This is a genomic window from Novosphingobium sp. (genome assembly GCF_027486195.1).
Classification (GTDB): domain Bacteria; phylum Pseudomonadota; class Alphaproteobacteria; order Sphingomonadales; family Sphingomonadaceae; genus Novosphingobium.
The window spans coordinates 1-13981 of sequence record NZ_JAIXPP010000016.1; the positions used below are offsets into that span (position 1 = coordinate 1).

The window sequence follows — 13981 nt, forward strand, 5'->3', positions numbered from 1 at the left end:
GGTCGCGCGCGGCGCGGCTGGGCGGCTGCCGCCCACCGGCTTTCCGAGGGACAACAAGTTCACATGACGGGTAACAGACTGGCAGGACGCATCGCGCTGATCACCGGCGCTTCTTCGGGTCTCGGCGCGCATTTCGCGCGGCTCTATGCGGGCGAGGGCGCTGCCGTCGTCATCGGCGCGCGGCGCGTGGAGCGCATTGCGGCCTTGGCGGATGAGATCAACGCGGGCGGCGGCAGGGCGCTGGCTGTCGCGCTCGATGTGAACGACGAGGCCTCGATCATCGCGGCCTTCGATGCGGCTGAGGCTGAGATCGGCGTTCCCGATGTGGTCGTCGCCAATGCCGGGATCGTCGTGCCGGGCCGCGCGATCGACGTGCCGGCAGAGGGGATCCGCAGCGTGGTCGAAACCAATTTCACCGGCGTCTACCTCACCGCGCGCGAGGGCGCCCGGCGGATGATCAAGGCGGGATCGAAGCAGAGCGAAAAGGGCCGCGTCATCCTGATCGGCTCGATCACCTCGCACATGACCGGGCAGGGCGATGCCTCCTACGCCTCCACCAAGCTCGCCGTGCAGCACCTCGGCCGCCAGTTCGCGCAGGAATGGGCGCGGCTGGGGATCAGCGTCAACACGATCCAGCCCGGCTACATCAGCACCGAAATCGCTGGCGACTGGTTCGATACCGAAGGCGGCAAGGCCCAGATCAACACCTGGCCCCGCCGCCGCCTGACCGAGATCACCGCGCTCGATGAACCGATGGTGTTCTTCGCCAGCGATGCTGCGCGGCAGGTAACGGGCTCGCACATCACGGTGGACGACGGGCAGAGTTTGTAGGGGGCGGCGGCAGCAGGCATCGGGGCAAACGGAGATTTTACCATAGCCTGCTAAACCGCATGTCATGCGATCACGGGGTAACCTGCGTCTTGTAGCGGCACGGCCAGAACGGCGTGCGCGTGCAGGCTTGCTTGGCAAGCATCGGAAGAGCCTCGGCGTGCTCACCTTGGCGGCAATTGTAGGAATCGGAACCGGAACTGCGAGCTTGGCGATCAACGATGGTGCGCTGGCGACCGCGAGAAACTGGGTAGGTTCGGCTGCGGTAAATCTCGGGTTGATGCGAAAGCGCGCGCCGCAGACGGGCGATCATTGGATCAGTTGCGATCAGGCGCGAGCCGCAGGCACCGTGCCACTGTACATCGGGGAACCCGGCTATCGTGTCAGCCTTGATGCGGATGCAGACGGGGTGGCTTGCGAGCCATACCGCTGGAGTGCGCTCTGGATGCACACGCGGCCAATCAAACCCTGAATGCTAGCTTGAGCCCCCCGGCAGCCCCGCCATGAAGTCCGCGCTCAGCACTTGCGGCAGCTTTTGCGGCTCGGCGGCCTTGGCCGGATACCACAGGTAAAGCGGCACGCCCGCTGCGCCCTGTTGCGCAAGGAAGCTGGTGATCTTGGGATCACGCCGCGTCCAATCGCCCACCAGCACGACGACGCCGGCCTTGCGGAAGGCACCGCGCGTGGTCTCGCGCTCGATCGCGGCGGCTTCGTTGACTTTGCAGGATAGGCACCAGTCTGCGGTGAAATAGGCGAACACCGGCTTGCCCTCAGCCCGCGCCGCAGCCAGCGCGGCCTCGCTGAAGGGCTTGGCATCGAGGAGGCCCGCTTCCACCGCGCCGCCGGGGCCTGCCGTGGCGAGGCGCGGCGTGGCGGCGAGGGCGAGAGCGGCCAGCGCGACGCTGCCGGGCAGGGCCCACTTCATCGTGCCGAGGCCCTGCCGCTGTGCGCGGCCGATCATGATCAGCAGCGCCACGACCAGCACGGCAAGCGCGATGGCACCTGCCGCATAAGCCGGTCCGCCCAGCCGCCACGCCAGCCAGCACAGCGCCAGCACCGTCAGCCCCATCGGCACGGCCATCGCGCGGCGAAAGCGCTCCATCCATGCGCCGGGTTTGGGCAGCAGTCGGCGCAGCGCAGGCACGAAGCCCAGCAGCAGGAACGGCAGCGCGAGGCCGAAACCGAGCGCGGCGAAGACCGCCATCGCAGCCCATGCCGGCAAGACCAGCGCGGCGCCGACCGCAGCGGCCATGAACGGGCCGGTGCAGGGCGTGGCGACGAAAGCAGCCAGCAGACCGGTGCCGAACGCGCCGACCCAGCCACCCTTGCCTGTGCCGCCGCCGCTTTCGATGGAAAGGCCGGGCAGCTCATAAAGCCCCATGAAGTTCGCCGTGATCGCGACCGCGAGGAGCAGCAGGAGCGCGACGACGCCCGGGTCCTGCAACTGGAATGCCCAGCCGACTTGCGTGCCCGCCGCGCGCAATGCCAGCATCGCCGCGCCGAGGCCCATGCACGCCAGCATCACGCCGGCGGTGTAGGCCAGGCCTTCGACATGCGCGTTATGACTGCCTGCGCGGGCCAGCGCCATCGCCTTGAGGCTGAGGATCGGGAAGACGCAGGGCATGACGTTGAGGATGAGCCCGCCCACGAGCGCGCCAAGGATGGCGAGCACCAGCGTGGCGGCGGAGAACGGTGCGGGCGCACTCCCCTTGCCGAGCGGTGTGCCGCCCGTCGGCACCGCGCCGGGTGCGGCGGTGAAGGCAATTCCGCCGAGCGATTCGCCCTTCGCGCCGGTGCCCAGCGACAGCACGCCGGAGAGCGTGGCGGGCGGCTCTGGCGAGGGGAAGGCAGCCTTGGCGAGCTCGATCACGAGAGTATCGCCCACGCGGCTGAACGCTTGCGGTTTTGCGTAGCTCGCCACGCCCTGCGCATCGATGAAGAAGTGCGGTTCGCCAATGGCGGCGCCCGCCGGGAAGGGCAGCGCAATGCGCCAGCCGGTGGGGGATGCTGCGAAGGTGCCTTGCCGGTCGAGCGGGGCAGGCAGCGCGGCGCGCCAGCCATCGAAGCGCGCATCCGCAGCACCGCTGCCCACGGTGACGGTGCCCTGCAACGTCGCGCTTTCGGGCACGCAGATCGCGTCGGTGCAGGCGAGCCAATTGGCCTTGGCGCTGATCGGCAGCGTGGTGCCGGGGGCAGCATCTTTAGGTACGGTGAAGGGCACGAGCACGGCGTAGTCATGCTCGTAGACATGGTTCATCAAGCCCTGCAGCAGCAGCGTCTGCGGCACGGGGAATTCGAGCGCGCCGGTGCCAGCGCCCGGCGGCAGGGTCCATTCGAGCGTGATCGGCAGGCCGGCATCGCCGGGATTGGTCCAATAGCCGTGCCAGCCCTTGTCCGGCTGCATCAGCACCGCGAGGGTGATCGTCTCGCCGGGCTTTGCGGGCCGCTCGGCGAGCAGCGAGGCGCGGATGTGTGGCCCTTGCGCCGCAGCGGGCGGGCCAGCCAGCGCTAGCCAGCAGGCCGCGAGCAGAAGGGCGATGTTTCGCAGGAATGCCATATGCCTCGTCTATCGCACCGCAATCGCTTTGGCCACCTGCCCGCCCGGCTCCGGCGCCCCCGGTGCCTTTGCGGGCAAGCAGCTACGCGAGGCCTCTTGCGCGCATGCGCCGCCGGGGCCATCACGCAGCGGCCCGGCCCGGAGCAGGCGACTCCGGTTCGGCCAAGTACCGAGAAAGGTTACCTCCTATGGCGCTTCGCACGTTCCGGTCCGTCACTCTGGGCGCGGCTGCGCTCGCCGCCGTGATCGTCCTGCCGCACTGCGGGCTGGCACGTCCGGCCGCGAAACGGGCACCGGCACCGGCGGCTGCTCCTGCGGTCCTGCCGGCCGCGAATGCGCCCAAGCTCATCGTCGCGATCTCCATCGACCAGTTCTCGGCAGACCTTTTCGCGCAGTACCGCTCGCACTTTACCGGCGGCCTGGCGCGGCTCGCCACAGGCGCGGTGTTTCCGGCGGGCTATCAGAGCCATGCCGCGACCGAGACCTGCCCGGGCCACTCCACGATCCTGACCGGGGTGCACCCCGCGCGCAGCGGGATCATCGCCAACACCTGGATCGACCAGTCAGTCGCGCGCGGCAAGAAGGCCGTCTACTGCGCCGAGGACGAGACTCAGGCGGCGGCGGACCCAAAGGACTATGTCGCCTCGGTCGGTCACCTCCTCGTCCCCACGCTGGGTGAGCGGGTCAAGGCGCTCTGGCCGACCAGCCGCAATGTCGCCGTTTCAGGCAAGGACCGCGCCGCGCTGATGATGGGCGGCCATGTGATCGACAGCGTCTACTGGTGGAAGGGCGCAGGCTTCACCTCGCTCGACGGGCGCGCGCTGACCCCGGCGGCGGTGAACGAGAACAAGGCGCTTGGCGAAGTGCTGAGCGCGGGCGCGCCGGAGTTTTCGCTGCCTGACTGGTGCAAGGCCAAGGACCGTGCCGTGCCGCTGAGCAGCACGTTTGCGGTTGGCACCGGCCGCTTTGCGCTGGCCCCGGGCGACAAGAACGGCTTCCGCGCCTCGCCGCGGCTCGACCGCGCGACGATCGATCTCGCGACCGAACTGGTGGACGAGAACAAGCTTGGCAAGGGCGCGACGCCCGATGTGCTGTCAGTCAGCCTTTCCGCAACGGATTATGTCGGCCACGGCTATGGCACCGAAGGCAGCGAGATGTGCATCCAGATGCAGCAGCTCGATCTGGCACTGGGCGATTTCTTCGTGGCGCTGGACCAGCGCGGGATCGACTATGCCGTGGTGCTGACGGCCGATCACGGCGGGTTCGATATGCCCGAGCGGCTGGGCGAGCAGGCGCTGCCCGCCTCACACCGGGTGAGCAAATCGCTCCTGCCCGAAGCGCTGAGCGCGGCGGTGGCGGCCAAGACCGGGCTCGATCCGAGCGGCCTCATCCTCTCCGATGGTGCTTCGGGCGATATCTGGCTGCGGCGCGAACTGGCGCCAGCAGACAAGGCCCGCGCCCTCGCAGCGCTGAAAGCCGTGCTGGTGTCCGATCCTGACGTGGCTGCGGCCTTCACGGCCGATGAAATCGAGGCAGCGCCTGCCGGAACCGGTTCGCCCGAGAACTGGCCGCTGATCGCGCGCGCCAAGGCCTCGTTCTATCGCCCGCGCTCGGGCGATCTCGTGCTGATGCTGAAGCGCGGAGTGGTGCCGATTCCGGTGCCGGGGCCGGGCTATGTCGCGACGCATGGCTCGCCATGGGATTATGATCGGCGCGTGCCGATGCTGTTCTGGCGCAAGGGGATGGCCTCCTTCGAACAGCCCAGCCCGGTCGAAACGGTGGACATCGCCCCCACGCTTGCGGCACTGATCGGCCTGCCGGTTCCGGCCGGCGCGTTCGACGGGCGCTGCCTCGATCTCGATGCGGGCACTGGCGATACTTGCGGAGCACGGCCATGAGCGAGACACCCAGAAACCAGACGATGACCTCTGACATCGTGATCATCGGCGGCGGGCTCGTCGGGATGACGCTCGCCATCGGTCTCGCCAAGGCGGGCATCCCCAGCGTGGTGATCGACAGCTCCGACCCCTCGGCGCAGACCGCCGAAGGCTTCGATGGCCGCGCCTCGGCGATTTCGACCGCGAGCTGGAATCTCTACAGCCATCTCGGCCTTGCCGAGGTGCTCGAGCCGCTGGGCTGCCCGATCGATTCGATCGCTGTGACGGACGGGATGAAGCCCGGGCGGATCGATTTCCAGCCCGCCCCCGGAGACGGCTCGCTGGGCCGCATGTTCGCCAACCGCGATCTGCGCGTGGCGATGTACGATGCGGCGGCGAAGGAGGACCTCATCACCTTCCTGCCCAATGCGCGAGTGGCGGAGCGGGAGCGCGATGCGCATGGCGTGGCGGTGACGCTCGCCGATGGCCGCGTGATCAAGGGGCGCCTCATGGTGGGCGCCGAAGGCCGCGCATCGCCAACGCGTGACGAGGCAGGCTTCACCGCTGCGCGCTGGAGCTATGGCCACCGCGCGATGATCGTGGGGCTGGCGCATGCGAAGCCGCACGGCAACGTGGCGTGGGAAATCTTCTATCCGGCGGGGCCTTTCGCGCTGCTGCCGCTGCTCGACGATGCTGACGGCAATCACCGCTCCGCGCTGGTGTGGACGGTGAGCGAGAAGGATGCGCCCGGCGCGATGGCGCTGCCCGATGGCGCATTCCAGAGCGCGGTGCAGGAACGTATGGGCGATGTGCTGGGGCAAGTGCGGCTGATGGGGCCGCGCTCTTCCTGGCCGCTCAATTTCCACCACACCGCGCGGATGGTGTCAGACCGGCTCGCGCTCGTCGGCGATGCTGCGCACGGGATGCACCCGATTGCCGGGCAGGGGCTGAACCTTGGCCTGCGCGATGTGGCGGCGCTGGTGGAAGTGCTGACCGACGGCATGCGGCTGGGGCTCGATCCGGGCGATGCGCAGCTGCTGGCGCGCTACGAACGCTGGCGCGCGGCGGATACCTTCATGGTCTCGGCGGCGACCGATGTGTTGACGCGGCTGTTTGGCGTTCCGGGGCGCTTGCCTTCGGCGATCCGGCGGCTGGGCATGGCGGGCGTGCAGCGCATTCCGGCGCTCAAGCGCTTCTTCATGGACGAGGCACGCGGCATGAGCGGCGCGCTGCCGAGCCTGCTGCAGCAAGCCTGATTGCGCGGTTTTTTACCGATTTCTCGCAGAGACGCGGAGGGAAAGAAGAGCGCAGAGATGTCGCGAACTTGGCGAAGCCGCTTTCCTGACTGAGGTTGTTCACCGCGCGGTGCGTTTACGGCGCAGGACTTCCTCCTTTGCGGTCCTCTTTTCCTCCGCGTCTCTGCGAGAAACGGCTTACTCTGTTTGCGTTGCCGCTGCGGAGGGTGCGTCGACTGGAGCCACAGCATCTGGCTTAGCCACAACCGGCGGTGTCGGCGGGAAGGAGAGCGCGGCGGTTTCGAGCTGATCAAGTGCGTGCTGCGCAGCCGCGAAATCGCGGGCGTGGGCGAGCCATTCGGTCGCGGCATCCTTGCCTGGCATCCGCTCGACTTCGGCGATGGCGACATCGATGCGGCCCCCGGCCAGCGCCTCGTGCACGCGCATCGCGCGGCTTTCGGCGGTGGGGGAGGGGCTGTCGGCATGGCGGATGACAAAGAGTTCGCTCATTTGGCGCGTCAGCCAGTCCCACGTGCCTTCGCTCTGCGCGCCGCCGGTTAGCTGCGGGCTGATCTTCTCGAAGGTTTCGTTCAGCATGGCGAGCGTCATCGGCTTCTGGGCGGCGGCGATCACGCGGTCCACGGCGGATTGCTGGGTGCTGCCGAAGCGCACGCGCAACTGGGCTTCAAGGTAACCAAGCGGCTGTCCGCGCTCGATCGCGCGGCGGGCGGCGAAGGCGACCAGCAGGGCTTCGGCCTGCGTGGCCTGACCGGCTGCGGCGACGGCCTGCTGGTTGAGTTCGGCAAGGCGCTGCTCGAGCACGGAGACCTTGGCAGCGGCGGCGGTGAGCGCGGCATCGGTCGCTGCGAGGTTGGCGGTGGTCTGCGCTGCGGCCTGCGACATCGAGGCCGAGGGCGCGGGGATTGGCGAGGCAGCAAGGCCCGAGACGTGGACTTCGAGCCAGCCGGTCTTCCAGCCGTACCAAGCGCCGCCAGCGAGCGCTGCGAGGATGAAGAGGACAGCCAGCACCGCCCGCCCGCGACCAGTCCGGTTGCGTTGCAGAGCTAGGGGCGAACCAAAGGTCATGTCCTGCATAGGATCATTTTTCAGTTGTTAGTGTCCTCTTGGTGACACTTTCTCGCACATTTGCACGGCGAGTGCCAGCACTGCTTGATCGGTACGTGTCTCTGCGATTTCAATGTGTTGCCAGCCGAGCCCCGCCATGGACCCGATTCGTGAGGCAAGGCAGGCCAGCGCGATCTGCCCGCGAGCCACGCCGATCCGGTCCGATTCTGCGGCGAAATGAGCGGCGGCTTCTCCGGAATGCAGCAGCACAACGGCGGGTTTCGCCAGCATGTGGATGAGCGCAGGCGGCATCGGCAGGCCGGCAGCGGCATAGACCACCACATCGTCGACCTCGACGCTTTCGGGCATGGCGAGCGGCACGCGCTTTTCGCCGGCAAGGCGCAGATAGCGGCCCGGCGGCAGGGCGGAAACCATCGGCTGCAGGCCGCCTTCGCCAATCGATGCCACGGTGAAACCGGCCGCGCGCCCGGCCTCTGCGGTGGCCGCGCCGACAGCGTGGACGGGCAGGCCCCTCAGCCGCGCAAGGCCCTCGCCGCCGAGGCGGAACACGTTGGCGCTGCCGACGAGCAGCGCGCGGTAAGGCTCGGGATCGGGGGCGGTCCACTGCGCGGGAGCCATGTCGAACAGCGGAAACGGCTGCGCATCAAGGCCGAGCGTCCGCGCGGCAGCCACGGTGGCGGCGTTGCCCGGTTCGGGGCGGATCACGATCACCGGGATCATCCCCGGGTGGCCTCAGCTGCCGGTGAAGTGGCGGCGAATGGCCTCGGGCGCGCTGGCCAGCAGGGTGCGGGCGAGCGCGGCGGGGCCATCGCTGTCGCCCGCCGGGAAGGTGGCGCTCGCCTCGATCCGCTCCGCTCCATCGGGGCTGAACAGCGCGGCGCGCAGCGTCAGGTCCGTGCCCTCGGCGGTGGTGAGCAGCGCGATCGGGCTGTGGCAGGTGCCGCCAAGGCCGCGCAGCAGGGCGCGTTCGGCCATCACGGCGGCGTGGCTCGGCTTGTGATCGATGGCATCGAGCAGCGCGACGAGATCGGCGCGGGCGGCGAGGCATTCGACGCCGATAGCGCCCTGCGCAGGGGCGGGGAGCCAGGTGTCGGACGGGAGCGGGCTGCCAACCGCGCTTTGGCCCAGCCGGTTGAGCCCGGCAGCGGCGAGCAGCGTGACGTCCGCCTCACCCGCTTCGAGTTTGCCGAGGCGAGTCGCGACATTGCCGCGGAAGCCGACCACGGTGAGATCGGGGCGGGCGTGGAGCATCTGCGCGGCGCGCCGCGGGGCACTGGTGCCGACCCGTGCGCCGGCGGGAATGGCCGCCACGCTCTCCGCGCCGACCAGCACATCGCGCACATCCTCACGCGGGAGCACGGCGGCGATCATCAGCGTGGCTGGGCGCTCGGTTTCCACATCCTTCATCGAATGGACCGCGAAATCGATGCTGCCATCGGCCAGCCAGGCATCGAGTTCCTTGGTCCACAGCGCCTTCCCGCCGATTTCGGCGAGCGGGCGATCAAGCACCTGATCGCCGCTGGCAACCACGGTGACAAGTTCGATCACATCCTCCTCCCAGCCATGCGCGGCGCAGAGCCGGCGGCGGGTTTCCTCGGCCTGAGCCATGGCGAGCGGAGAGCGGCGCGTACCCAGTTTGAGCGGGTTTGCAGCGGTGGGCGTTATGGGCGTGTTCATGCGTCACTTGCCGTAACGGGGAATGTCTCTAAGGGAAAGTCTCCCATGGCCTTGATCCTCGGCATCGAATCCTCCTGCGACGAAACCGCCGTCGCCGTGATCGACGGGGCGGGCACCACGCTCGCCGCGCGCATTGTCGCGCAGCGCATCGCCTCGCAGGATGAGGAACACCGCCCCTATGGCGGCGTTGTGCCAGAAATCGCCGCGCGCGCCCATGCCGAAACCCTCGCGCCCATGGTCGGCGCGGTGCTGGAAGACGCGGGGCTCACATTGGCGGACATGGATGCGATTGCAGCCACGGCGGGGCCGGGCCTGATTGGCGGGGTCATGGTCGGGCTGGTAACGGCCAAGGCGCTGGCGATGGCGGTGGATAGGCCCTTGCTGGCGGTGAACCATCTTGAGGGCCACGCCTTGTCTGCGCGGCTGGCGGAGCCGGACCTCGCGTTCCCCTATCTGCTGCTGCTCGCCTCGGGCGGGCATTGCCAAATCCTCGAAGTGCGCGGACTGGGCCAGTATCGCCGCCTCGCCACGACCATCGACGACGCGCTGGGTGAGGCGTTCGACAAGACCGCGAAGATCCTCGGGCTGGGCTTTCCGGGCGGCCCTGCGGTGGAGCGGATGGCGCGCGAAGGTAATGCCAGGGCTGTCCCGCTGCCGCGCCCGCTCTTGGGTAGTGCGGAGCCGCATTTCTCCTTCGCGGGCCTGAAAAGCGCGGTGATGCGCGCCCATGATGCCGGCATCCACCAGACGGCGGATATCGCCGCATCGTTCCAGCAGGCCGCGATCGATTGCGTGATCGATCGCACGCGCCGCGCGATGGCGGCTGCAGGGCCGGTGACGGCGCTGGTTGTCGCGGGCGGGGTTGCCGCCAATGCGGCCCTGCGCGGCGCACTGACGGCACTGGCGGAGGAGGCCGGGCTGCCCCTCGTCGCACCGCCGCCGAAGCTGTGTACCGATAACGCTGCGATGATCGGTTGGGCCGGGGCGGAGCGTCTTGCCGCCGGCCTCACCGATTCGCTCGACGTGCTGGCGCGCCCGCGCTGGCCGCTCGATCCCGATGCGGAGCCGGTGCGCGGCGCGGGGGTGAAGGCATGAGCGAGGCGGCTCAAGTCGGCGTCGTGGGCGGCGGCGCATGGGGCACTGCTCTGGCGCAAATGCTCGCGAGCGATGGCCGCGACGTGCTGCTCTGGGCGCGCGAGGCCGATGTGGTCGATGCGGTGAACGCGCAGCATCGCAATCCGCGCTTTCTGCCGGGCGCTGCGCTCCATCCGACGATCCGCGCGACTGGCAATCTCGCCGATCTCGCCGTGCTGCCGGTGCTGCTGCTGGTCACGCCGGCGCAGCATCTCGGCACGGTGCTGGGCCAGCTTGGGCCGCAGGGAACCGACATCGTGCTCTGCGCCAAAGGCATCGAGCAGGGCACAGGCCGCCTGATGAGCGAGGTGGCCGCCGCCGCTGCACCGGGTGCGGCGCTGGCCGTCCTCTCCGGGCCGACCTTTGCACATGAAGTGGCTGAAGGACTGCCAACCGCCGTGACGCTCGCCTGCGCCGGGGGGGAGGCGCAATGGGCGCGGCTTTCACCCGTCATCGCGCGGCCCTCATTCCGGCCCTACTATTCGGCGGACGTGATCGGCGCTTCGATCGGCGGCGCGGTGAAGAATGTGCTGGCGATTGCCTGCGGGGTGGTCGAAGGGCTGGGCCTTGGCGCCAACGCCCGCGCGGCGCTGATCAGCCGGGGCTTTGCCGAAATGCAGCGCCTCGGCCTTGCGATGGGCGCGGAAGGTGAAACGCTGGCGGGCCTTTCGGGCCTTGGCGATCTGGTGCTTACTTGCTCCTCCTCCGAAAGCCGCAATTTCGCGCTCGGCATGGCGCTCGGCGCGGAAGGCGACCGCACTGGCGGCGCGGCGGCTCTGCTCGCGGAGCGCAGCACCGTGGCCGAAGGCGCGTTCACCGCGCCGGTGCTCGTGCGCGTCGCCGATGAGCGCGGCATCGCCATGCCGATTGCAGCCGGAGTCGCCGCCCTTCTCGATGGCGCGATCTCGCCCCGCGCGCTGGTGGCGCAGCTGCTGGCCCGCCCGCTTCGTGCGGAGGCCCCGCTTGGCTGAAGCCGCCGCCCCCCTCTCCGCCGAACAGCAGGACATTGCCGCGCTGGCCAAGGGCGGGCGGACCAATTTCTTCGGTTTCCTGCTCCGCCTTGCCGCGCGCATCCCGTTCCTGTTCATCGCCGGGCGGCTTTACGGCGCAGAGGACTTGGGCCGCTTTGCCTCAGCCACCATCGCGGTGGAGCTGGCGGCGCAGCTGGCCACGCTCGGCCAGAAGCGCGGCCTGGCGCAGCAGCTGGCGAGCGATGACCGCGACGGCGCCGAAGTGGTTGCCGATGCGCTGCTGCTGTCGGGCTTCGTCTCAGCCGTGCTGGCGGCGCTGCTCTATATCTTCCCGGCCCCGATGTTTCCGAGCGGGCATTTCACCCCGCTCCAGCGCCTGCTGCCGCTCACCGTGCTGCCGATCGCGCTGGGCGATATCGCGCTGGCGGCGCTGGCCTATCGCTTCGATGTCGGCGCGACGGTGCGGGCCCGGTCGGTCGTCGAGCCGTGGACGCTGTCCATCGTGGCAGGGGCGGTGTGGCTGGCGGGCTTCACCTTCCTCTCGATCCGCGAATCCGGGCTGATCCTCGCCTATGTCGCCTCGATCTTTGCCGCAACGCTGACCGCCTTCGTGCCCCTGCTCAGGAGCTATGGTCTGCCGCGCCAGTGGTCGCCGCGCCCGATCGATCTCCTTCGGCTGGCGGTGAGCAACCTGCCGCTGGCCGGTGCGGATGCGATCGAATGGGGCACGCGCAAGCTCGATCTGTTCCTGCTCGGCGTGTTTCAGGCGCCGCCTGCGGTCGTGGGCATCTACTACGTGGCGCAGCAGGTCGCGACTCTGCCGCAGAAGCTCAAGACCAGCTTCGAGCCGATCCTTGGCCCGGTGATCACGCGCAATCTGCAAGGCGGAAACTTCCCCGCGGTGGCGCGGCAGGTGTGCCAGGTGGGCTTCTGGATCATCGCGGCTCAGGCCGGGGTGGCGCTGGCGCTGGGCATTCCGGGCGCGGCGGTGATGGGGCTGGTGGGGCCGGGCTTCGTGGCCGGGACCGCCGCGCTGGCGCTGCTGCTCGCGGCCGAAGTGGCCGCCGCCACCGCCGTGGTGAGTGAGGCGGCGTTGATTTACATCGCGCGGCTGCGCAACTTGTGGATCAGCCTTGCCACCATCGCGCTGCAGGCGGCGCTGACCGTGGGCTTCATGCTGGCGGCGCGGCGGGCGGGGCTCGATCCGCTGATCCAGGCGGCGGGAGCCGCCGCCGCGCTGGCGATTGCTCTCGGCTGCGCGTCGCTCGCCAAATCGTTGCTGCTCGGCAGCTTGCTGGGCGAGCGGATCAGCAATTGGCGCTGGGCGCTGATCTGGGCGGCAGCGCCAGCGGTGCTGGTGGGCTTTGCGGCAAAGCTCTTGCCTGAGTGGGTCGAGCTTGCCTTCGGCATCCCCGCGATCCTCGGCGTCTATGGCGCGGTGATCTGGCGGCGCGGCTTCGGACCGGAAGACCGCATCCTGTTCCGCAAGCAGACACTCTGAAGCTGGGGGTCTTGGCTTCAGCCGCTGCGCATGGGAAAGCGCCGGACAGGTCCGGCAAGTCTTGGGGTGATCGATGATGGAATGGATTCAGGCAAACGCGGTTCTGGTCGGCGCGATTGCCGTGCTGCTGGTGCTGGCGCTGGTCTTCCTGTTGCGGCGCGGCAAAGCGCTGCCGGAAAAGCGCGAGTACCGCGATGTCCTGTCCGAAGGTGCCGCGCCCGCCTCGCGCAATTCAGCGCTGATCGATGCGCCGCCCGCCGCCGCGATAGCGCCGCCGCCGGTGCTCGCCGAAGCACCGCCACCCGCCACGGATGAAGGCGACGACCTGACCCGGATCAAGGGCCTTGGCCCAAAGATCAGCACCGCGCTGCGGGCGCTCGGCGTCACGCGCTATGCCGAGATCGCGGCGTGGACCGAAGCGGATGTGGCGCGGATCGACGCGCAGCTGGGAGCTTTTGCGGGCCGCGCGACGCGGGACAACTGGATCGAGCAGGCCAAGCTGCTTTCGAGCGGGGATACCGGCGCCTACGAAGCGAAGTTCGGCAAGCTTTAAGCGCTCAAGATTCCTTGGCGGCGCAGCGCTTGATCAGCCCGCCGGGGACTTCGCTGGCGGGCACTGCGATATGTCCGCCGCCCGGAAGCGTGCCGACGAACTTCGCCTTGAACAGCGTCAGGCGCTTGTCATCGGCCGGGATCGCGCCCTGCCAGACATAGCCGCGCTGGCCCGCGACTGCCGTCGCATCGACCGGCAGGCGCAGGATATAACCGCTCCCCTGCAGCGCGAAGAGCGCGGCGGCCCCGATGGGAGCGGCGACATTGCGGGTGACGACAAGCGAGCCCTGGCGGCATTCAAGGCTGAGCAGCGGCGCCTCACCCGGATAGCCGAAGCGGGCGGCATCCGGCGCGGCGGCCCATGCGCCCTTGGCATCCGGCGCGCGCGTGGCGGGGCGCGCGGGGCTATCTGCCGGCATGGCGACGCGCACGCCGTCAACCGGGCCATCCTTGCCCGCCGTCGTCGTCGCCGAAGAGGACGAGCAGGCCGCCAGCAGCAGGACGAGCAGGGGAGGCATGACACGCGAAATCAAGGCTTCATCCTTTTGCGACGCGATCATCGC

General features: G+C 69.1%; 14 protein-coding genes. 8 read left to right on the forward strand and 6 right to left on the reverse strand.

The genetic code is table 11. From position 1 onward, the window contains the following. The first annotated feature begins 63 nt into the window (after positions 1–63). Positions 64–831, forward strand: coding sequence for an SDR family NAD(P)-dependent oxidoreductase (locus Q0071_RS03115; RefSeq protein ID WP_298165454.1), 768 nt, complete (start codon positions 64–66; stop codon positions 829–831). Between the two features lie 70 nt (positions 832–901). Here Q0071_RS03115 and Q0071_RS03120 read toward each other — a convergent pair whose 3' ends face one another. Further along, entirely contained in the window at positions 902–1141 is a 240-nt protein-coding gene (locus Q0071_RS03120; RefSeq protein WP_298165466.1) for a hypothetical protein, read from the reverse strand. Between Q0071_RS03120 and Q0071_RS03125 the strand changes: the two genes are divergently transcribed. After that, entirely contained in the window at positions 1109–1300 is a 192-nt protein-coding gene (locus tag Q0071_RS03125) for an excalibur calcium-binding domain-containing protein (RefSeq protein ID WP_298165456.1), read from the forward strand. The two genes, Q0071_RS03120 and Q0071_RS03125, sit on opposite strands and share 33 nt — an antisense overlap. Positions 1301–1303: 3 nt before the next feature. Here Q0071_RS03125 and Q0071_RS03130 read toward each other — a convergent pair whose 3' ends face one another. Continuing rightward, positions 1304–3385 (reverse strand): protein-disulfide reductase DsbD domain-containing protein, encoded by a 2082-nt coding sequence (locus tag Q0071_RS03130; protein WP_298165188.1) that lies wholly within the window; start codon positions 3383–3385, stop codon positions 1304–1306. A 188-nt stretch (positions 3386–3573) separates the two neighbouring features. Between Q0071_RS03130 and Q0071_RS03135 the strand changes: the two genes are divergently transcribed. After that, positions 3574–5283 carry an alkaline phosphatase family protein gene (locus Q0071_RS03135; protein WP_298165190.1) on the forward strand — a complete coding sequence of 570 codons (1710 nt, stop codon included), beginning with the start codon at positions 3574–3576 and terminating at the stop codon, positions 5281–5283. Then, positions 5280–6518: a UbiH/UbiF/VisC/COQ6 family ubiquinone biosynthesis hydroxylase gene (locus Q0071_RS03140; RefSeq protein ID WP_298165192.1), complete on the forward strand. Its 1239-nt coding sequence runs from the start codon at positions 5280–5282 to the stop codon at positions 6516–6518. Before Q0071_RS03135 ends, Q0071_RS03140 begins: the two co-directional genes overlap by 4 nt. Positions 6519–6695: 177 nt before the next feature. Here the strand turns inward: Q0071_RS03140 and Q0071_RS03145 are convergent, their stop codons facing one another. The 3 genes from Q0071_RS03145 to hemC are packed head-to-tail and all read right to left on the reverse strand — an operon-like array spanning position 6696 to position 9260. Beyond that, entirely contained in the window at positions 6696–7583 is an 888-nt protein-coding gene (locus Q0071_RS03145) for a hypothetical protein (RefSeq protein WP_298165194.1), read from the reverse strand. A gap of 27 nt (positions 7584–7610) precedes the next feature. After that, positions 7611–8303, reverse strand: coding sequence for a uroporphyrinogen-III synthase (locus Q0071_RS03150; RefSeq protein WP_298165196.1), 693 nt, complete (start codon positions 8301–8303; stop codon positions 7611–7613). A gap of 12 nt (positions 8304–8315) precedes the next feature. Beyond that, positions 8316–9260 (reverse strand): hydroxymethylbilane synthase, encoded by a 945-nt coding sequence (gene hemC / locus Q0071_RS03155; protein ID WP_298165198.1) that lies wholly within the window; start codon positions 9258–9260, stop codon positions 8316–8318. 45 nt (positions 9261–9305) lie between these two features. On the opposite strand from hemC, the gene tsaD reads away from it, so the two are divergent. The 4 genes from tsaD (at position 9306) to Q0071_RS03175 (ending at position 13419) form a co-directional block, all read left to right on the forward strand. Next, positions 9306–10355, forward strand: coding sequence for a tRNA (adenosine(37)-N6)-threonylcarbamoyltransferase complex transferase subunit TsaD (gene tsaD, locus Q0071_RS03160; RefSeq protein ID WP_298165200.1), 1050 nt, complete (start codon positions 9306–9308; stop codon positions 10353–10355). Continuing rightward, positions 10352–11365, forward strand: coding sequence for an NAD(P)H-dependent glycerol-3-phosphate dehydrogenase (locus Q0071_RS03165; RefSeq protein WP_298165201.1), 1014 nt, complete (start codon positions 10352–10354; stop codon positions 11363–11365). Before tsaD ends, Q0071_RS03165 begins: the two co-directional genes overlap by 4 nt. Beyond that, a complete protein-coding gene (locus tag Q0071_RS03170; RefSeq protein WP_298165203.1) occupies positions 11358–12866 on the forward strand; it encodes a lipopolysaccharide biosynthesis protein in 1509 nt (502 codons plus the stop codon). The genes Q0071_RS03165 and Q0071_RS03170 overlap by 8 nt, the downstream gene beginning before the upstream one ends. A 73-nt stretch (positions 12867–12939) precedes the next feature. Then, a complete protein-coding gene (locus Q0071_RS03175) occupies positions 12940–13419 on the forward strand; it encodes a hypothetical protein (RefSeq protein ID WP_298165205.1) in 480 nt (159 codons plus the stop codon). 4 nt (positions 13420–13423) lie between these two features. Here the strand turns inward: Q0071_RS03175 and Q0071_RS03180 are convergent, their stop codons facing one another. Then, positions 13424–13951: a hypothetical protein gene (locus tag Q0071_RS03180; RefSeq protein WP_298165207.1), complete on the reverse strand. Its 528-nt coding sequence runs from the start codon at positions 13949–13951 to the stop codon at positions 13424–13426. Positions 13952–13981: the final 30 nt, after the last annotated feature.